Source organism: Microbacterium sp. Ld4, from assembly GCF_045066555.1.
Classification (GTDB): Bacteria; Actinomycetota; Actinomycetes; order Actinomycetales; family Microbacteriaceae; genus Microbacterium.
In genome coordinates this window covers 335,129-352,467 of sequence record NZ_JBISHE010000013.1, presented here as the reverse complement: position 1 = coordinate 352,467, position 17,339 = coordinate 335,129, and the positions used below count along the sequence as shown (strand labels likewise).

At 71.7% G+C, this 17,339-nt stretch carries 17 protein-coding genes and 1 pseudogene; 9 read left to right on the top strand and 9 right to left on the bottom strand.

Annotation, left to right across the window (positions count from 1 at the left end):
* Positions 1–101: 101 nt before the first annotated feature.
* From ACJJV7_RS12355 to ACJJV7_RS12330, 6 genes and pseudogenes are all read right to left on the bottom strand, one after another.
* Positions 102–2,078: a heavy metal translocating P-type ATPase gene (locus ACJJV7_RS12355; RefSeq protein ID WP_405374315.1), complete on the bottom strand. Its 1,977-nt coding sequence runs from the start codon at positions 2,076–2,078 to the stop codon at positions 102–104.
* Positions 2,075–2,443, bottom strand: a complete 369-nt coding sequence (locus ACJJV7_RS12350; RefSeq protein ID WP_405374937.1) for an ArsR/SmtB family transcription factor — start codon at positions 2,441–2,443, stop codon at positions 2,075–2,077. Before ACJJV7_RS12350 ends, ACJJV7_RS12355 begins: the two co-directional genes overlap by 4 nt.
* Before the next feature lie 183 nt (positions 2,444–2,626).
* Positions 2,627–2,893, bottom strand: a pseudogene (locus tag ACJJV7_RS12345) (MmcQ/YjbR family DNA-binding protein); the annotation flags it as partial.
* A 62-nt stretch (positions 2,894–2,955) separates the two neighbouring features.
* Positions 2,956–3,303, bottom strand: a complete 348-nt coding sequence (locus ACJJV7_RS12340; RefSeq protein WP_405374317.1) for a hypothetical protein — start codon at positions 3,301–3,303, stop codon at positions 2,956–2,958.
* 38 nt (positions 3,304–3,341) lie between these two features.
* Positions 3,342–4,322, bottom strand: a complete 981-nt coding sequence (locus ACJJV7_RS12335; protein ID WP_405374318.1) for an arsenic resistance protein — start codon at positions 4,320–4,322, stop codon at positions 3,342–3,344.
* Entirely contained in the window at positions 4,322–4,714 is a 393-nt protein-coding gene (locus ACJJV7_RS12330; RefSeq protein WP_405374320.1) for a winged helix-turn-helix transcriptional regulator, read from the bottom strand. Before ACJJV7_RS12330 ends, ACJJV7_RS12335 begins: the two co-directional genes overlap by 1 nt.
* Positions 4,715–4,804: 90 nt before the next feature.
* Between ACJJV7_RS12330 and ACJJV7_RS12325 the strand changes: the two genes are divergently transcribed.
* Complete coding sequence (locus ACJJV7_RS12325) at positions 4,805–5,206, top strand: nuclear transport factor 2 family protein (RefSeq protein ID WP_405374321.1); 402 nt, start codon at positions 4,805–4,807, stop codon at positions 5,204–5,206.
* 79 nt (positions 5,207–5,285) lie between these two features.
* A complete protein-coding gene (locus ACJJV7_RS12320; RefSeq protein ID WP_405374323.1) occupies positions 5,286–7,808 on the top strand; it encodes an excinuclease ABC subunit UvrA in 2,523 nt (840 codons plus the stop codon).
* Positions 7,809–7,810: 2 nt separating this feature from the next.
* Here the strand turns inward: ACJJV7_RS12320 and ACJJV7_RS12315 are convergent, their stop codons facing one another.
* The 3 genes from ACJJV7_RS12315 to ACJJV7_RS12305 form a co-directional block, all read right to left on the bottom strand.
* Positions 7,811–8,689 (bottom strand): WcbI family polysaccharide biosynthesis putative acetyltransferase, encoded by an 879-nt coding sequence (locus tag ACJJV7_RS12315; protein ID WP_405374324.1) that lies wholly within the window; start codon positions 8,687–8,689, stop codon positions 7,811–7,813.
* A gap of 13 nt (positions 8,690–8,702) precedes the next feature.
* Positions 8,703–9,062 (bottom strand): hypothetical protein, encoded by a 360-nt coding sequence (locus ACJJV7_RS12310; RefSeq protein WP_405374326.1) that lies wholly within the window; start codon positions 9,060–9,062, stop codon positions 8,703–8,705.
* Between the two features lie 62 nt (positions 9,063–9,124).
* Positions 9,125–9,658, bottom strand: coding sequence for a MarR family winged helix-turn-helix transcriptional regulator (locus ACJJV7_RS12305; RefSeq protein WP_405374327.1), 534 nt, complete (start codon positions 9,656–9,658; stop codon positions 9,125–9,127).
* Positions 9,659–9,788: 130 nt separating this feature from the next.
* On the opposite strand from ACJJV7_RS12305, the gene ACJJV7_RS12300 reads away from it, so the two are divergent.
* The 7 genes from ACJJV7_RS12300 to ACJJV7_RS12270 all read left to right on the top strand — a co-directional run bounded on the left by ACJJV7_RS12300 (position 9,789) and on the right by ACJJV7_RS12270 (position 17,326).
* Positions 9,789–10,133, top strand: a complete 345-nt coding sequence (locus ACJJV7_RS12300; protein WP_405374328.1) for a hypothetical protein — start codon at positions 9,789–9,791, stop codon at positions 10,131–10,133.
* A 151-nt stretch (positions 10,134–10,284) separates the two neighbouring features.
* Positions 10,285–11,190, top strand: coding sequence for a formate/nitrite transporter family protein (locus tag ACJJV7_RS12295; protein ID WP_405374330.1), 906 nt, complete (start codon positions 10,285–10,287; stop codon positions 11,188–11,190).
* Between the two features lie 74 nt (positions 11,191–11,264).
* The gene (gene nirB / locus ACJJV7_RS12290; RefSeq protein ID WP_405374332.1) at positions 11,265–13,841 is read left to right on the top strand and encodes a nitrite reductase large subunit NirB; all 2,577 of its coding nucleotides are present in this window, start codon (positions 11,265–11,267) and stop codon (positions 13,839–13,841) included.
* Positions 13,842–13,846: 5 nt separating this feature from the next.
* Positions 13,847–14,245, top strand: a complete 399-nt coding sequence (gene nirD, locus ACJJV7_RS12285; protein ID WP_405374939.1) for a nitrite reductase small subunit NirD — start codon at positions 13,847–13,849, stop codon at positions 14,243–14,245.
* Positions 14,242–15,480 (top strand): uroporphyrinogen-III C-methyltransferase, encoded by a 1,239-nt coding sequence (cobA, locus tag ACJJV7_RS12280; protein ID WP_405374334.1) that lies wholly within the window; start codon positions 14,242–14,244, stop codon positions 15,478–15,480. The genes nirD and cobA overlap by 4 nt, the downstream gene beginning before the upstream one ends.
* Positions 15,477–16,631 carry a uroporphyrinogen-III synthase gene (locus ACJJV7_RS12275; RefSeq protein WP_405374336.1) on the top strand — a complete coding sequence of 385 codons (1,155 nt, stop codon included), beginning with the start codon at positions 15,477–15,479 and terminating at the stop codon, positions 16,629–16,631. Before cobA ends, ACJJV7_RS12275 begins: the two co-directional genes overlap by 4 nt.
* Positions 16,628–17,326 carry a sirohydrochlorin chelatase gene (locus tag ACJJV7_RS12270; RefSeq protein ID WP_405374338.1) on the top strand — a complete coding sequence of 233 codons (699 nt, stop codon included), beginning with the start codon at positions 16,628–16,630 and terminating at the stop codon, positions 17,324–17,326. The genes ACJJV7_RS12275 and ACJJV7_RS12270 overlap by 4 nt, the downstream gene beginning before the upstream one ends.
* Positions 17,327–17,339: the final 13 nt, after the last annotated feature.

The following is a 17,339-nucleotide window of genomic DNA, read 5'->3' as shown; positions in this document are numbered from 1 at the left end:
CACTCGCGGTCGTCGTCATCGTCGCCCTGCTCGTCGTGGCGTTCGTGGCGCTCTACGTCACGGGCAGCCTCGGCAACGCGGCGGTGCCGTGACACTAGCCATCACGCGGGTAGCGCCTCGCGCGGAGCGTCCGCGGGTTCCCCCTGACGTAGCGCATCCGGGCGACGGGCGGCGCGCACGCCGTTCACGATGACGACCAGCTCGGCCACCTCGTGGACGAGGACGACTCCCGCCAGCCCGAGCGCACCGAAGAGGGCGAGCGGGAAGAGGATGACGATGATGGCCAGCGCAAGACCGATGTTCGTCGCCATGATGCGCCGGCCGCGACGCGCATGCGCCAGCGCACCCGGGATCAGGCGAAGGTCATGCCCCGTGAACGCGACGTCGGCGGATTCGATGGCCGCGGCCGATCCCTTCGCTCCCATCGCGATACCCACCGTCGCCGTGGCGAGCGCCGGCGCATCGTTGATGCCGTCACCGACCATCGCCGCCGGCCCGTGAGCTCCGAGTTCCCTCATCGCGGCTGCTTTGTCTGCGGGCAGCTGCTCCGCACGGATGCGGGTGATCCCGGCATCCTTCGCCACGGCGTGCGCCGTGCGAGCGTTGTCGCCCGTCAGCATCACGACATCGATCCCCTGAGCGGCGAGCAGGCGCACCGTCTCCGCCGCTTCGGGGCGCAGTTCGTCGCGCACCCCGATGACCCCGGCGACCGTTCCGTCGACCTCGACGACGACGACGGTCATGCCCGCACCGGCCATGTCCGACGCGGCCGCGCCGAGCGCGCCGGGGTCGAGCCACCGCGTGTTGCCGAGCCTGACCGACCGTCCTTCGACGAGGCCGGTGATGCCGTGGCCCGCCTCCTCGATCACGCCGCTCGCGGCAGCGATCCGAGGCGCGGCGGCCGTGATGGCGGCGGCGAGGGGATGCGAGCTGGATGCCTCCACCGCGGCCGCCCACACCAGGATCGCCTCCCGGGTGAACCCCGGGCGCACCTGGACACCGACGACCGACGGCTCGTTGCGCGTGAGGGTTCCGGTCTTGTCGAGAGCCACCGTGCGGATGGTCCCGAGGCGCTCGAACGCCTCCCCCGACGTGATCACGACGCCGAACTTCGACGCCGAGCCGATCGCGCTGATGACCGTCACCGGGACGGCGATCGCGAGCGCGCACGGAGAGGCGGCGACCAAGACGACCAGCGCACGCTCGACCCACGTCACGGGGTCGCCCACGACGAGACCATAGAGCGCCACCAGGGCGGCGACGACGAGCACGGCCGGCACGAGGGGCCGCGCGATGCGGTCGGCCAGCCGGGCCCGCTCCCCCTTTCGCGCATGTGCCTGCTCGACCAAGGCGACGATCTGGGTGAGCGAGTTGTCGCGTCCGTCGGCCGTCGCCTCGATGCGCAGCGTCGCGGAGCCGTTGACCGACCCCGCGGCGACGGCGTCACCCGGGTGCACCTCGACCGGAATCGACTCGCCCGTGATCGCCGAGGTGTCGAGGTTCGAGCTCCCCGCGACGACGACACCATCGGTGGCGACCCGCTCGCCCGCGCCCACGACGAGCACATCCCGCTCGCGAACCTCCGCCGCGGGCAGGGTCATGTCGGTTCCACCCCGCGACACCGTGACGGTGACCGGGATCAGCGACAGCAGGGCGCGAAGACCTTCTTTGGCACGGTCCATCGCGCGATCCTCGAGCGCCTCGGCCAGCGAGAACAAGAATGCGAGCGTCGCCGCCTCGCCCACGTGTCCGAGGGCGACCGCCCCCACCGCGGCGATCGTCATCAGCAGGCCGATGCCCAGTCGCCCCGCGAGTAGGCGGCGGACGGCACCCGGGACGAACGTCGAGGCGCCGCTCACCAGCGCTGCCCACAGCAGCACCAGGGCGGGCCCCTCGGCGCCCGACCACTCCGCGCCGTAGCCGGCGATCACCAGCACTCCCGCGGCGGCCGCGGGCAGCAGTGCCCGGTCGTGCCACCACGGGCTGCGCGCAGCGACGCTCTTCTCCGGCAGGGCCGGGGCCGAGCGGGCGGGCTCATCGCCGGGCGAACGAGCAGGCCCGCAGCACTCCTCGCTCATACGCGCGCGGCGATCCCGTCGTCGGAATCGCCAGCGCAGCAGTCGCACCCGTCGTCGGCGCAGGCGACACCCTCGTCGACCGCGACGACGGCGTCGAGCAGCTGGCTGAGTCCCCGCACCAGATGGGCGTCGGCGACCTCGTACCGCGTGCGTCGCCCCTCGGGGGTGGCGACCACCAGTCCGCAGCCCCGAAGGCACGCGAGATGGTTCGACACGTTCGTCCGAGACAGGTTCAGATCACGGGCGAGCTCCGCCGGATACCCCGGAGCGTCCAGAAGGGACAGCAGCACCCGGGAGCGGGTCGGGTCGGCCATCGCCCGGCCCAGCCGGTTCATCACATCCAGGCGCGAAGCAAGAGTCAGCACACAGTGACTATACATCGACCACTGACCAATGCGGAGCCGTCTACGCGCCGCCCTGCGCGAACGTCGCGGGGTCGACGGGGCGCAGCCGACGGGGCGCAGCCGACGGGGCAGGCCCTCGACCACGAGGAGGTACGACTCCGTCACCAGCTCGTCGACCAACTCGCCGTCGAGCCCGCCTCCCCCGTGAAGCGAGATCCAGTGCTTCTTGTTCATGTGGTAACCGGGCGTGATCTCGGGATACTCGCTCCGGAGCGCCTCCGCATCACGAGGTGCGGACTTGAGCGTCACCAGAGGTTCACCGGTGGCATCCGTCTGCAGCATGAACACCTTGCCGCGCACCTTGAACACGTCCCACTCCGGTCCGAACGGATGCGTGAGCTCAGCGCCGGGAAGCTCCTGCGCCCGCGCGGCCGCGCGCTCCTGCAGCTCGGTGCCCTGAGAACGCGACATGACGACCTTCCTGACGGGGTGACGGGACGCATCCAGCCTGGCGGAGGCGACCGACATCCGGCTCAGCGGTCGCCGCGGTCGGCTGCGCCGTCGCCGGGCAAGTGCAGCGGATCAGCGGGGAGGCCGGGGCCGTACTGTGCGAGCGGCCGAGTGTCGATCGTCGGATGGGTGGGCGCTGACCGCCCCAGGTACGCATCGGAGTAGCCGTCAGAGGCGTAGAGCTCGGGCGCGCTCTCGGCTCGGCGCGTGCTCACGGGCCGGGATGCCGCCGAGGCCAGGCCGATCGAGGCGAGAAGCACGGCACCGACGACCCACGCCGGCGCCGACAGTGCGGTGGCCACCAGGATGCCGGCGAACCCCGAGAGGCCGATGAGCAGCGGAGCGAATCTGCGGAGGAAGACGATGGCCATGGCCGACGGTACCGCCGCCGGCGCGCCGGCGCGAGGGGTCAGGCGCTCCGCCCTCCCTCGCCCGAAGGAACGAGGCGCGGGACGACGCGCACCAGGATGACCATCGCGACGAGCTCGACGAGCGTCTGCGTGACGACCGCCAACGGCGCCAGGCGCAGCGAGTCGGGCAGCGCGAGCGCGAGCGGGAGGACCACGAGCGAGTTGCGGGTGGCCGCCGAGAAGACCACTGCCCGCGTCGCGGGGGCGTCGAGCCGGGCGACACGACCCGTGATCACCCCGATCGTCACGGCGAGCACGACGAACGCCGCGTACAGCGGCACGAGCCGGAGCAGCGCGACCGCCTCGGCGCCCACGACCGCGATCTGCGAGCCGACGACGACCGCGAGGGTCGCCATCATGAGCGGCACCATCGCCCCCGCCATGACGTTCTCTGCGACCACGCCACCCGGATGCCGCCGCGCGACCGCCTGGACGATCGCGGCGCCTGCGAGCGGGATCACGACGAGAAGCACGAACGCGCGGACGAAGGGCCCGGCATCGATCGCGCCGAGCGTGCCACCACCCGTGAACAGGAACAGGTAGGCGGGAAGTGCGACGATCTGCGCGAGCATCAGCAGTGGTGTGGCGGCGAGGAGCCGGGACTGCGCCCCTCCGGCGAGCCCGGTGAACACGATCACGTAATCGATGCAGGGTGCGAGCAGCACGAGGAGCACCCCGAAGAGCAGCCCGCGGTCGTCTGCGACGAACCTCGACAGGCCCCAGGCGATGACCGGGACGACCACGAAATTCGCCACGAGCACGGTGCCGACGAAGCGGAGGTCGCGAAACGCCCGCCCCACCTCGATGAGGGGTACGCCGAGAAAGGTCGCGAACAGAAGGAGCATCAGCAGTGGCTCGATCGCGTGCTCGAGCGCAGGAGCCGCTCCCGGGAGCGCGAGCCCGACAGCGGCGCCGGCGGCGAGCGCGAAGAGGTAGAGCGCGACCTGCCGCCGGTCCCACCATTCGACGACCGCGCGCATCAGCGGAGCGGGGCGGATGCGGCGCCCGGCGAACCCTCGTCGTAGGCGGCTCGCGCCACCTCCACCTCTTCGATGTGCGACTCGGCCCACTGGCCCAGGGCTGTCAGCGGCTCGCGGAGCGTCTCACCGAGCGGCGTCAGCGCATAGTCGACCCGAGGTGGCATCTGATCGAACGCGGTGCGCGAGACGATGCCGTCGCGCTCCAGTTCGCGGAGAGTGTCGGCCAGCACCTTGCCGCTGATCCCGCCGACCGCAGTGCGCACCTCACCGAAGCGGAGCGGACCGTCGCTGAGCGCGATGACGATCATCGCCGTCCACTTGTTGGCGATGCGCGCGAGCGACGTTCGCGACGGGCACGTGGCGAGCATCACGTTCCAGACGGGCTGAGTCATGACCGACTTTCCTTAGTTACGTTGAGGTAACAAGTTACCATCTGTAACCATCATCTCAGAACCCTCCCCCGAAGAGAAACGGACACCCTCATGACCACTCCCACCCCCGCCGCCGTCGCCAAGACCTACTTCGCCTCGCTCGCCTCGGGCGATGTCCCCGCCGCGATGGGCCTGCTCAGCCCCGAGGTCGTCTGGCACCAGCCGGGCCACAACCGCTTCTCGGGCGACCACGTGTCGATCGACGGCGTCGGCGCTCTCCTCGGCGGAATGATGGAGGTCTCCGAAGGCAGCTTCCAGATCGCCGTCACCGGCACCATGATGGTCAACGGCGACTTCGTCGCCGTTCCGGTGCGCTTCTCGGGTCGCCACACCGCGGCCTCGATGGACATGGCCGGCATCGACCTGCTCACGGTCCGGGACGGCAAGATCGTCGAGGTCCACCTGTTCTCCGAAGACGGCTCGGCAGAGGATGCCTTCTGGGGCACCGTCTGACACTCACCGTCCGAGTTCGGCGGGGAGGGGCTCCGGCCCATCCCCGCCTTTCCCGTCGCCGCACCCTCGAGGAGACCCCATGACCCCGGTCACCCCCACTCCCACATCGATCACGGTGCGCGGCGCTCGCGTCCACAACCTCAAAGACATCGACGTCGACGTGCCGCTCGGTCGCCTCGTGGCGATCGCGGGCGTCTCCGGCTCCGGCAAGTCGTCGCTCGCGATGGGGGTGCTCTACGCCGAGGGCTCACGCCGGTACATCGAGGCGCTGTCGACCTACACGCGCCGGCGAATGGCCCACGCAGCCCGGGCGAGCGTCGACACGGTGCAGCACGTGCCGGCCGCCCTCGCGCTCCGTCAGCGGCCTGGAGTACCGGGAGTCCGATCGACGTTCGGCACCTCGACAGAACTGCTAAACGTCCTGCGGGTGATGTTCTCCCGCCTCGGCACACACCTCTGCCCGAACGGGCACCGGCTGGCGCCCACGATCGACGTGGCCGCCGACATGGACCTCACGTGCCCCGAGTGCGGAGCCGTCTTCACCCCACCCGGGGCCGAGATGCTGGCCTTCAACTCCGACGGCGCGTGCGAGAACTGCGCGGGCACCGGCACGGTGCGCGACATCGACGACGCCACCCTCGTTCCCGATCCGGCCCGCACGATCTCGGAGGGCGCCGTCGCGCCCTGGGGTCTGTTCGGGCTCGCGGTCATGCCGCAGGTGGTCGCCGAGATGGGCGTGCGCATCGACGTGCCGTACCGCGACCTCACCGACGACGAACGGCGCATCGTCCTCGACGCTCCCGCCGAGAAACGTCACATCCAGGTGCCCTCGAAGACCGGCAAACTCTTCGATCTGAACTTCACCTACCGGAGCGCGCGCGCCGCGGTCCGCGAAGCGATGAACAACGCGACCACCGAAGCCGGGCTGACGCGGATCAACCGATTCGTCACGTCGCACACGTGCCCCGTCTGCCACGGCTCCCGCCTCTCGCGGGCAGCGCTCGGCACCCACGTCGCCGGGATCGATCTCGCCGAGGCGTCGGCGAAGAGTCTCGACGCCGCCCTCGCGTGGGTGTCGTCGATACCCGCGACACTGCCGCCCGACATGCGAGCCATGGCCGAACTGGTCGCCGGCCAGTTCGGCGAGATGGGCCGGAGACTCGTGCAGCTCGGGCTCGGCTACCTGACCCTCGACCGGGCGAGCGCGACGCTGTCGACCGGCGAGCGCCAGCGCGTGCAGCTCGCCCGTGCCGTGCGCAATCAGACGACAGGGGTGCTGTACGTGCTCGACGAGCCGTCGATCGGTCTGCACCCGGCGAACATCGACGGGCTCATCGGCGTGATGCGGGATCTGCTCGCCGACGGCAACTCCGTCGTGCTCGTCGACCACGACGTGCAGGTGCTGCGTGAGGCGGAGTGGATGATCGAGATCGGTCCGGGCTCGGGAGCGGCCGGCGGCACCGTCGTCGCCGAGGGCACGATCGCCGACATCGCCGAGCATCCCGCGTCGCTCATCGGCGGCTTCCTCAGCGGCACCGAGACGATCGTCACGCGGCCCCGGATCGACGCCGCCGATCTCTTCGCCGGCGGCGCCGTCACGATCGCGACGCGCCCGGTGCACACCGTCCACCCACTCCACGCGCGTGTGCCCGTCGGGCGTCTGACCACGGTGACCGGGATGTCGGGCTCGGGCAAGACCACCCTCATCCTCGAGAGCCTTCTTCCCGCCCTGCGCGCCGCCGCAGCCGGCGAGGCCCTTCCCGCGCACGTCGTCTCCGTCGACGGCCCGGGCATCTCCCGGGTCGACCTCGTCGACGCGACGCCCATCGGAACCAACATCCGCTCCACGGTGGCGACCTACAGCGGCATCCTCGATCACCTCCGCCGGGCGTACGCCGCGACCGACACCGCGCGGGAGCGCGGATGGAAGGCCGCCGACTTCTCGTACAACACCGGGTCTCTCCGGTGCCCTCGCTGCGAGGGCACCGGCCAGGTCGTCCTCGACGTGCAGTTCCTGCCCGACGTCACGATCGACTGCCCCGACTGCGCCGGCTCGCGCTACTCCCCCGACGCCCGGTCGGCGACCCGGCCCACCCCGTCCGGCGAGGCGATCTCCCTTCCGGCCCTCCTGGCGCTCACCGTCGCCGAAGCCGTGGTTCCGCTCGCCGATCTGGCGCCCGTCAGAAAGAAGCTCGACGCGCTCATCGACCTGGGGCTCGGCTACCTCACCCTGAACGAAGACACGCCCGCACTCTCGGGCGGTGAAGCTCAGCGACTCAAGCTGGCGAGCGAACTGGGGCGCAATCAGGCGGGCACCCTGTTCATCCTCGACGAGCCGAGCGTGGGGCTGCACCCGCTCGACACCAGGGTGCTCCTCCACACCCTCGAGCGCCTGCGTCAGCGCGGGGCGACGGTCGTCGTGATCGAGCACGATCTCGATCTCATCGCCAACGCCGACTTCGTCATCGACATGGGCCCGGGAGGCGGAGACGCCGGTGGACGCATCGTCGCGACGGGCACTCCGGCAGAGATCGCCGCGTCACCCGACAGCATCACCGGCCGTTACCTCGGCGACCTGCTCGGTCAGACGAGCCGTCGCTGACGTCAGCCCGCCGTCCAGCGGGTGAGGAGCGGCGCCAGGCGCGTGAGGGCGGCGTCGACGAAGGCGGGATGCCGCGAGTACCACTCCCGATGAGCGGCGGCGACCTCGTCGACGCCCACGCGCTCGCCTCCGACGAGCCAGTCGCGGTGCGGGGCGACGCCCGAGCCCCACGCGTCGATGACCCACTCCTCGCGCGGCGCCCGCACGGCGCTCAGGAGCGGGCGCCCGGGGTCGGTCGGCGAGCCCGAGCGTCCGAGCGCGCGCAGCACCCGCTCGCCGAGCGCGAGGAAGATCTCGTTTCCAGGATGGTTCACCGTCCGCATCGACGAGAACCGTGCCGGCTCGAAGAGGTCGGATGCCGCGACGTCGATGTCCTGCTCGCGGCGGCGCAGCTCGGCGAGCGAGTCCGCCGCGACCGCCCGCACGGCACCCGGCCGAAGGTGCGACGCGACCGTGAGCCCCGCTGCCTCGGCGAGCGTTCGGACGTCGTGGTAGGCCACGACGGGCGGTGCCTCCTCGACGCCCTCGACGTGCAGCACCGCCTGGAACGGATGCAGCCCGGTGAAACGCAGCACCGGGAACGTCACCATCGCTGCGGCCTGCGGCAGGGCGCGCCGCAGCTGGGCGGTGCCCACCGGCAGGCCGTGGTAGTCGTCGCGGACGGGCTGGGTGACGAGCGCGGCCGCTCCGGCGAGCAGCTCATGCAGCGCCGCCGCGTCCGCGGCATCCATCTCGTGCACCGGAGGCACGCGGATCAACCGGAGGTCGGGCGAGTCGAGCACGATCCGGAGCGACTCGGCCTGGCAGTTGCCGACGACGACGCCGTACTCGCCCTCCCCGCCCTCTCGGAGCGCCGACCCTCGGCCCGTCGACGGCGTCACGTCGCGGCGGCGATCATGCCCGGCCGAAGCCGTCGAGATCGGGATCCCACTGCATGTCGGGCCCGACCTCGACGTCGCTCGTCGAGGCGATGGAGGGCTGGTTCGGGAAGTGCGGGTGCGCGCGGAGCTCGGCTGCGGCAGCCGAGAAGTCGGGGTGGTCCTTCGGCCAGGCGACCGGCACCGAGAGGACGTCGTTGCCCACGCCGATGACGAGCTCGGCCTCGCCGACCTCGTCGTCGTCGCGGGTGACGATCGGGATCGAGACGGCGTCGGCGCGTCCGGAGCTCGCGATCGCCGCCGTGAGCTCGACGAGCGCCTCCGCGACGTCGTCGGTGGTGATCACTGTCTCGCCGGCGTAGGTGATGCGTCTCATGCCTCCACTATCGACCGAAGACGCGCAAACGACCTGCCGGTTGCGGAGCCGCTCTCCGCCAGCTAGGAGGAGTGCGGGGCGACCGGGTCGACCGCGTCGACGGCGTCGGACATGCGCTGCAAGAAGGCGACCACGTGCTCGGCCGCCTCGGGGGTCATACCGGCGACCGCGTTGTACATCCGGTCGTGCATCTGACCGAGGGTCTCGCGCACCTCGGTGTTCGCGTCGGCCGTGGCCCGGACATGGATGCTGCGCCGGTCCGCCTCGTTCGCGATGCGCTGCACGTGGCCGCTCTTCTCGAGCCGGTCGAGCATCGTCGTGACCGAGGCCGAGGTGATGCCGAGATACTTCACGAGATCGGCGGGGCGAGCGACGTGATCGGGCTGACGGAGCAGGTATCGCAGGGCGAGGAGCTCGTTCTCGCCCATCGCCATCGAGTCCCGCGTGCGGCGGCGCATCGCGGTCTCGGCGGCACGGTAGGTGCGGAGCGCTTCGAGCACCCGACGGGCCCGCTCACGCGCCCCCGGCGCCTCGTCGTACCAGTAGCCGCTCGGCGAGGCCTCAGCCGTCGATTCGTGCACGTCACCCTCACCCACGGGAACTCCTCGGAAATGACGCGGAATGCGCCGATCTCGTCGAGAATAGACGATGACCACCCGAGCGACGAGGTGGAGGCGACGTGTCCGTCCGGACGGTTGCGCACAACCCCTCACCGGAGGATTGGACATGCCCTTTCGCAGCAAGGCCACGTTGGAGCAGTGGGTCTCGGATTTCCACGACTCGCGTGGCGCGGGCCAGCTCATCAAGGTCATCGTCCAGGACGGTTCGGACGGCGCCGACACCGGGCTCGTCATCGTCCCGCTGACCCACACCACGATCTCGGTCTTCATGGAGCCGGCCGAGGTCGGCGACGCCGCGTGGCGCGTCACGATCGAGCCGCAGCCCGACACGAGCGTGCTCAACAGCCATCAGCTGAGCTCCCTCGCGGTCGAACTCGCCGTGGCCGCCGAGCTCTGCGCCTATCTCGAGGCACGCTCCGTCGGTCACGAAGAGGACCCCGTCGCCGAGTAGTCCCCGGCGCTCCGGCATCCGTTCTCACAATCGCCTCACCACGATTGAGAGGAAGCGGTAACCGAAGACACGATCCCCGTGACGTCGGGGGAAACACCCGCCCTTTAGCGTCGAGCCTCACACCCGGCTCCACGACTGAAAGGGATCTGCGATGTCCTACGTCAAGCCCACCGAGCTCGTCCAGACCGTCATCGACGCGGGCGCGTCGAAGGTCATGCTCTCCACCCGCGACACCATGATCCGCTCGATCATGGGCGGCGCGATCCTCACCCTCGCCGCCGCCTTCGCGGTGACCATCAGCGTCACGACCGGCAGTCCCCTCCTCGGCGCCGTCCTCTTCCCCATCGGCTTCGTGATGCTCTACCTGCTCGGCTACGACCTGCTGACGGGCGTCTTCGTCCTCGCCCCGCTGGCCTGGCTCGACAAGCGCCCGGGCGTCACGCTGGGCGGCATCCTGCGCAACTGGGGCCTCGTCTTCCTCGGCAACTTCATCGGCGCGTTCTCGATCGCCGTCCTCATGGCGATCGTCTTCACCAACGGCTTCTCGACGCCGCCGAACGAGGTCGGTCAGGCGATCGGCCACATCGGCGAGGGCCGCACGGTCGGATACGCCGAGCACGGCGCCGCCGGCATGCTGACCCTCTTCGTCCGCGCCGTGCTCTGCAACGCGATGGTGGCGACGGGCGTGGTGCTCGCGATGGTCTCGAAGGACGTCATCGGCAAGATCGTCGCGATGTGGATGCCGATCATGCTCTTCTTCTTCATGGGCTTCGAGCACTCGATCGTCAACATGTTCCTCTTCCCCTCGGGCCTGCTCCTGGGTGGCGACTTCACGATCGTCGACTACCTGATCTGGAACGAGATCCCCACCGTCGTCGGCAACCTCGTCGGCGGGCTCCTCTTCGTCGGCCTGCCCCTGTACTTCACCTACGGGCGCCCCGCCGCTCCCCGCCGCGTCCGCCCCTCGAAGCGCTCCGCCGCGGCCGCCGCGTCGACGGATGCCGCTGCCGAGGCCCCCGCGGCCGCTCCCCGCACGGCGACGCCCAGCTCGGTCTGACCATGGCCGACACCGTAAACAGCCCGAAACACGGCGCTGACTCGGAGGCAATGTCGCTGTCGTACCGTCGCGACATGAGCTCCACCGACGCCACCCCGCACGTCGTAGTGGTCGGAGCGGGCATGGTGGCCCACCGGTTCGTCGAGAGCCTGCTGAGCCGCGCCGACGAACCGTGGCGGGTGACGGTCATCGGCGAGGAGGACCGGCATCCCTACGACCGGGTCGCGCTCACCTCGTTCTTCGCCGGTGCGGCAGCCGACGACCTCGAGCTCGACCGGTCGCCGTTCGACGACCCGCGGGTGCGCTTCATCCGCGGCGGCGTCGTCACCCGAATCGAGCGGGAGGCCTCGGTCGTCGTCACCGGCGAGCGCGAGCGGATCGGCTACGACCGGCTCGTCCTCGCGACCGGCTCCTACGCCGCGCGGCTCGCGGTCGACGGCTACGACCATGACGGCTGCTTCGTCTACCGCACGCTCGACGACGTCGAGGCGCTCGAACGGTTCGTGCAGCGCCGTTCGGCCGAACTCGGCCGCCCCCTCGTGGGCACCGTGATCGGCGGCGGACTCCTCGGGCTCGAAGCCGCCGGCGCCCTCCAGGGCCTCGACGTCGACTGCACCGTCGTGCAGTCCTCCGACCGGCTCATGTCGGCCCAGCTCGACTCCCCCGCCGGCGACGCGCTCCGCCGCCTGATCGAGTCGCGCGGCATCCGTGTGCGCACCTCGGCCCTCACCACGCGTCTCGACGCCGACCGGTCGGGCAACGTCGTCGGGCTCGAGTTCCGCGACGGCGGCTGGGAGCGCACCGACGTCGTCGTCTTCACCGTCGGCGTGCGGCCCCGCGACGAGCTCGCCCGCGAGGCGGGCCTCGCCGTCGAAGCCCGCGGCGGCGTCGTCATCGACGACGGCTGCGGCACCTCCGACGACCGCATCCTCGCGATCGGCGAGGTCGCCAGCTTCGGCGGGCAGTGCGTCGGACTCGTCGCCCCCGGATACGCGATGGCCGAGGTCGCCGCGACCCGCCTCCGCGGCCAGGAGGCGACGTTCGCCGGATTCGACCTGTCGACCAAGCTCAAGCTCTCGGGCGTCGACGTGGCCAGCTTCGGCGACGCCTTCGCCGAGACCCCCGGCGCGCTCGACGTCGTCTACGCCGACCCGATCGCCGGCGTCTACAAGAAGCTCGTCGTCTCGGACGACGCGAAGACCCTGCTCGGCGGCATCCTCGTCGGCGACGCCTCGGCCTACGGATCGCTCCGGCCCCTCGTCGGCGGCGCGCTCGGCGGCGACCCGGTCGCCTACCTCATGCCCGAGAGCGGCGTCGCGGCGCCGACCGGCGACCTCTCCGACGACGCGCTCGTGTGCTCCTGCAACAGCGTCACCGCGGGCGGCATCCGCTCGGCCGTGCACGACGAGGGCTGCACGGACGTCGCCGGCGTGAAGGCGTGCACCAAGGCGGGGGCCGCCTGCGGCTCCTGCGTGATGATGATCAAGAAGATCGTCGGCACCGAGCTCGCGAAGACCGGCGCCGCCCTCAGCACCGCCCTGTGCGAGCACTTCGCGATGTCGCGCCGTCAGCTCTTCGACGCGGTCCGCGTGTCGGGGCTGCAGACCTTCAGTGCGGTGATCGAACGCTTCGGCGCCGGCCGCGGCTGCGACATCTGCAAGCCGGCACTCGCCAGCATCCTGTCGACCCTCACCGGGCGACACGTGCTCGACGGCGAGAACGCGACCCTGCAGGACACCAACGACCACGTCATGGCGAACCTGCAGAAGGACGGCAGCTACTCGGTCGTCCCGCGCATCCCGGGCGGCGAGATCACCCCCGAGGGCCTGCTCGTCATCGGCCAGGTCGCGCAGGACTTCGGGCTGTACACGAAGATCACCGGCGGGCAGCGCATCGACATGTTCGGCGCCCGACTCGAGCAGCTCCCCGACATCTGGCGCCGCCTCGTCGACGCGGGCTTCGAATCGGGCCACGCCTACGGCAAGTCGCTCCGCACCGTGAAGTCGTGCGTCGGATCGACCTGGTGCCGGTACGGCGTGCAGGACTCGGTCGGCATGGCAGTGCAGCTCGAGCTGCGCTACCGCGGGCTGCGCTCGCCCCACAAGTTCAAGCTCGGCGTCTCGGGCTGCGCGCGCGAGTGCGCGGAGGCCCGCGGCAAAGACGTGGGCGTGATCGCGACCGAGGCCGGCTGGAACATGTACGTCGGCGGCAACGGCGGCTTCACGCCGCGTCACGCCGTGCTCCTCGCCGAGGGACTCGACGACGCCGCACTCCTGCAGGCGACCGACCGCTTCCTGATGTACTACATCTTCACCGCCGACCGCCTCCAGCGGACCGCGCCCTGGTTCGAAGACCTCGAGGGCGGCATCGATGCGCTGCGGGAGGTCATCTTCGACGACTCCCTCGGCATCTGCGCCGACCTCGACGCCGCGATGTCCCGGCACGTCGCGAACTACGAGGACGAGTGGAAGGCGACGCTCGACGATCCCGCCAAGCTCCGCCGCTTCGCCTCCTTCGTCAACGCCCCGACGACGCCCGACCCGTCGCTCGCCTACACGGTCGAGCGCGGCCAGCCCCGCCCGGCGACCGAGGCCGAGCGGGCCGAGGGCGGCGTGCTCATCGCGGGCACCACCCTCGAGGTGCGCCGGTGACGCCCGTGCAGCTGACGCCGGCGGTCACGGCATCCGACTCCCCCGCGGATGCCGCCAGCGCACCGCTCGGCTGGACCCCGATCTGCCGGATCACCGACCTCGAGATGGAGCGGGGCCGCGCCGCGCTGCTGGGCGACGTGCAGGTCGCCGTGTTCCTCGTGCACGGCGGGCGCGTCCACGCCGTGCAGAACCTCGACCCGTACAGCGGTGCGCACGTGATGTCGCGCGGCATCGTCGGCACCCGCCAGGACGCCCCGACGGTCGCCTCGCCGATGTACAAGCAGGTGTTCGACCTGCGCACCGGAACCTGCCTCGACACCCAGGGCAAGGACTCCCACTCCCTCCGGGTGTGGCCCCCCGCCGTCTCGGACGGCATCATCTACCTCCGTCAGGAGAAGCCATGACCACCATGCTCGGACTCTCGCTCACGGGTCGCCGCGTCGTCTTCGTCGGCGGCGGCGCCGTCGCCGCGCGCCGCGTCGTCCGTTTCATCGAGGAGGGCGCCGCGATCACCGTCGTCTCTCCCGTCGTCGGCGAGGCGATGCGGGAGCTCATCGACGCCCACGACCTCGAATGGATCCCGCGCGCCGCAGAGCCCGGCGACATCGCGGAGGCCTGGGTCGTGCACTCCGCGACCGGAATCCCGAGGGTGGATGCCGATGTGTCGGGGTGGTGCGAGGCGGCGCGCGTGTTCTGCGTGAACACGTCGGACGGCGCGCACGGCTCGGCACGCCTGACCGCCGAGACCCGCTCGGGGGATGTGCTCGTCGCCGTGGCATCCGATGCCGGCGTCGACCCCCGGCGTTCGGCCCGTCTGCGTGACGCGATCGGCACCGCGCTGCGCGAAGGCACCCTGCCGCTGCGTCGTCGCCGTTCCGCCTCGGCGGGCCGGGTCGACCTCGTCGGCGGTGGCCCCGGTCCTGCCGACCTCATGACGGTGCGCGGGCGCCGCCTGCTCGCCGAGGCCGACGTCGTCGTCGCCGACCGCCTCGGCCCGACCGACGTCCTGAGCGACCTCGATCCCGACGTCGAGATCATCGACGTCGGCAAGCAGCCCGCCCATCACCCGGTGCCGCAGGAGGAGATCAACGCCCTGCTGGTGGCGCACGCGCAGGCCGGCAAGCGGGTGGTACGCCTCAAGGGCGGCGACCCGTTCGTCTACGGCCGCGGCGGCGAGGAGGTCGCCGCGTGCATCGCGGCCGGTGTTCCGGTCGAGGTCGTGCCCGGACTCACGAGCGTCGTCTCGGTGCCGCAGGCAGCCGGCATCCCCGTCACTCATCGCGGCGTCGCCGCCGGCGTGCACGTGGCCCACGGCCAGGGCGAGGTGTCGGGCGCGACGCGCGCCGCCCTCGCCGACGGCACCGTCACGACCGTCGTCCTGATGGGCGTCGCCGCCCTGCCGAAGATCGTGGCGGCGGCCCTCGCCGCGGGCGCTCCCGCCGACAGGCCCGTCGCGATCGTCGAACGCGGCCACACTCCGAGCCAGCGGACCACCCGCACGACCCTCGGCGCCGCGGTGACGGATGCCGCTGCCGCCGGCGTCAGCAATCCCGCCGTGATCGTCATCGGCGAGGTGGCGGCCGCCGGTCTGCTGCTGCCCGCACGCCTCGCCGAGCGAGTGGGGGACGCCCCTCGGTGAACAGCTCCGTCCGCCCCACACTGTCGGCCGCGCTCGGTGGCTGCACGATCGTCGTCGCCGTCGATCGTCGCTCGACCGAGCTCGCGACCGCGCTGGAGCGGCATGGCGCGACGGTCAGGCATGCGCCGGCGCTGACGATCATCCCCCACATCGACGACGAGGCGCTGATCGAGGCGACCCGGGCGCTGATCGCCTCGCCGCCTGACGTCGTCGTGGTCACGACGGGCGTCGGCTTCCGCGGCTGGATGGAGGCGGCCGACGAGGCCGGCCTCCTCGACGACCTGCAGGCGTCGATGGATGGCGCCCAGATCGTGGCGCGAGGCCCGAAGGCGCGAGGCGCGATCCAGCAGGCGGGGCTCACCGCCGACTGGGTGGCCGAATCGGAGACCTCGACCGAGCTCGGCGAGTTCCTGCTCGCCGAGGGCGTCGCCGGCCGCCGCGTGGCGGTGCAGCACCACGGATCGGGCGCCGACGGTCTCGATGAGCTGTTCGAGCACGCCGGCGCCGATGTCGTCAGCCTGACGGTGTACCGGTGGGGTCCGCCGCCCGATCCGGTGGTCGTCGCGAAGTCGGTGCTGGCGGCCGCGGCAGGCGAGGTCGACGGCGTGCTGTTCACCTCGGCGCCCGGTGCCGCCGAGTGGCTCGCCACCGCGCGGCGCGAACAGGCCCTGCCGGCGATCATCGAGCGAGCCCGGTCGGGCCGGCTGCTCCTCGCCGCGGTCGGACCGATCACCGCCGCTCCGCTCGTCGACGCGGGCGCCGAGCCCCTCATCGCGGAGCGCGGCCGACTCGGGTCGCTCGTGCGCTCGGTCGTCACCTACTTCGGCGGCGGACACGCCCCGGGCGTCGCCACCACGGCTGGGCGCCTCGAGCTCCGCAGTGGGGCTGCCGTGCTCGATGGCCGTGTGATCCCCCTCTCGCGCGCCTCGATCTCGATCCTCGCGACGCTCTTCGCCGCGGAGGGCGGCGTCGTCGCCCGTGCCGACCTCTTCGCCGCGCTGCCCCGGTCGGGGGCGTCGTCCGACAGTGCCCACGCCGTCGACGTCGCCATCGCCCGCACGCGCGAAGCGCTCGGCATCCCCACCCTCATCCGCACCGTCGTCAAACGCGGCTACCGCCTCGACGCCCTGACCGTGGAGGAATCCGCATGACCCCCGTCCTCATCGCCTGCTCGCACGGCACCAGCTCGATGGCCGGCCGCGCCGCCATCTCGGCCGTCGTCGACCGCGTCCGGATGCTGGTGCCCGGCGTCCGCGTCGCCGAAGCGTTCGTCGACGTGCAGCAGCCCGAGATCGACGACGTCATCGCCGAGGTGGCGCCCGACGAGACCGCGGTCGTCGTGCCCCTGCTCCTGTCGACGGGCTTCCACACCAAGGTCGACATCGCCCGCGCGGTGCGGAGCGCGGGCGGGCGCGCCGTCGCCTCACCCGCGCTCGGCCCGCATGATCTGCTCGCCGACCTCCTCGCGGTGCGCCTCGCCGAAGCCGGCCTCGTTCCCGGTGACGCCGTGGTGCTCGCCGCCGCCGGCTCGAGCGACCCCGCGGCATCCGTCGACGTCACCGCGATGGCGGAGCTCCTCGCGGCGCGCGTGCCGGTTCCGGTCACCGTCGGATTCGCCGCCGGCGCCGGCACCCGCATCGGGGCGGCCGTCGACGCCGCGCGGGCCGCCGGCGCGAGCCGGGTGGTCGCCGCGAGCTACGTGCTCGCGCCCGGCCACTTCGCCGACGTCATCTCGCGAGCCGGGGCCGACATCGCGACCGGGCCGCTCGCTCCCCACGACGCGGTCGCCGCGGTGGTCGTCAACCGCTACCTCGCCACCGCCCGCTCGCTCACGGTCGCCGTCTGATCAGACTGCGCGC

Bases quoted from the DNA above. Each gene is read 5' to 3' on its own strand.
- ACJJV7_RS12325 (WP_405374321.1), top strand. From the start codon at position 4,805: ATGACCACTCCCACCCCCGCCGCCGTCGCCAAGACCTACTTCGCCTCG.
- ACJJV7_RS12335 (WP_405374318.1), bottom strand. From the start codon at position 4,322: ATGCGCGCGGTCGTCGAATGGTGGGACCGGCGGCAGGTCGCGCTCTAC.
- ACJJV7_RS12320 (WP_405374323.1), top strand. From the start codon at position 5,286: ATGACCCCGGTCACCCCCACTCCCACATCGATCACGGTGCGCGGCGCT.
- ACJJV7_RS12330 (WP_405374320.1), bottom strand. From the start codon at position 4,714: ATGACTCAGCCCGTCTGGAACGTGATGCTCGCCACGTGCCCGTCGCGA.
- ACJJV7_RS12295 (WP_405374330.1), top strand. From the start codon at position 10,285: ATGTCCTACGTCAAGCCCACCGAGCTCGTCCAGACCGTCATCGACGCG.
- ACJJV7_RS12355 (WP_405374315.1), bottom strand. From the start codon at position 2,078: ATGAGCGAGGAGTGCTGCGGGCCTGCTCGTTCGCCCGGCGATGAGCCC.
- ACJJV7_RS12310 (WP_405374326.1), bottom strand. From the start codon at position 9,062: ATGAGACGCATCACCTACGCCGGCGAGACAGTGATCACCACCGACGAC.
- ACJJV7_RS12340 (WP_405374317.1), bottom strand. From the start codon at position 3,303: ATGGCCATCGTCTTCCTCCGCAGATTCGCTCCGCTGCTCATCGGCCTC.
- cobA (WP_405374334.1), top strand. From the start codon at position 14,242: ATGACCACCATGCTCGGACTCTCGCTCACGGGTCGCCGCGTCGTCTTC.
- ACJJV7_RS12300 (WP_405374328.1), top strand. From the start codon at position 9,789: ATGCCCTTTCGCAGCAAGGCCACGTTGGAGCAGTGGGTCTCGGATTTC.
- ACJJV7_RS12270 (WP_405374338.1), top strand. From the start codon at position 16,628: ATGACCCCCGTCCTCATCGCCTGCTCGCACGGCACCAGCTCGATGGCC.
- nirB (WP_405374332.1), top strand. From the start codon at position 11,265: ATGAGCTCCACCGACGCCACCCCGCACGTCGTAGTGGTCGGAGCGGGC.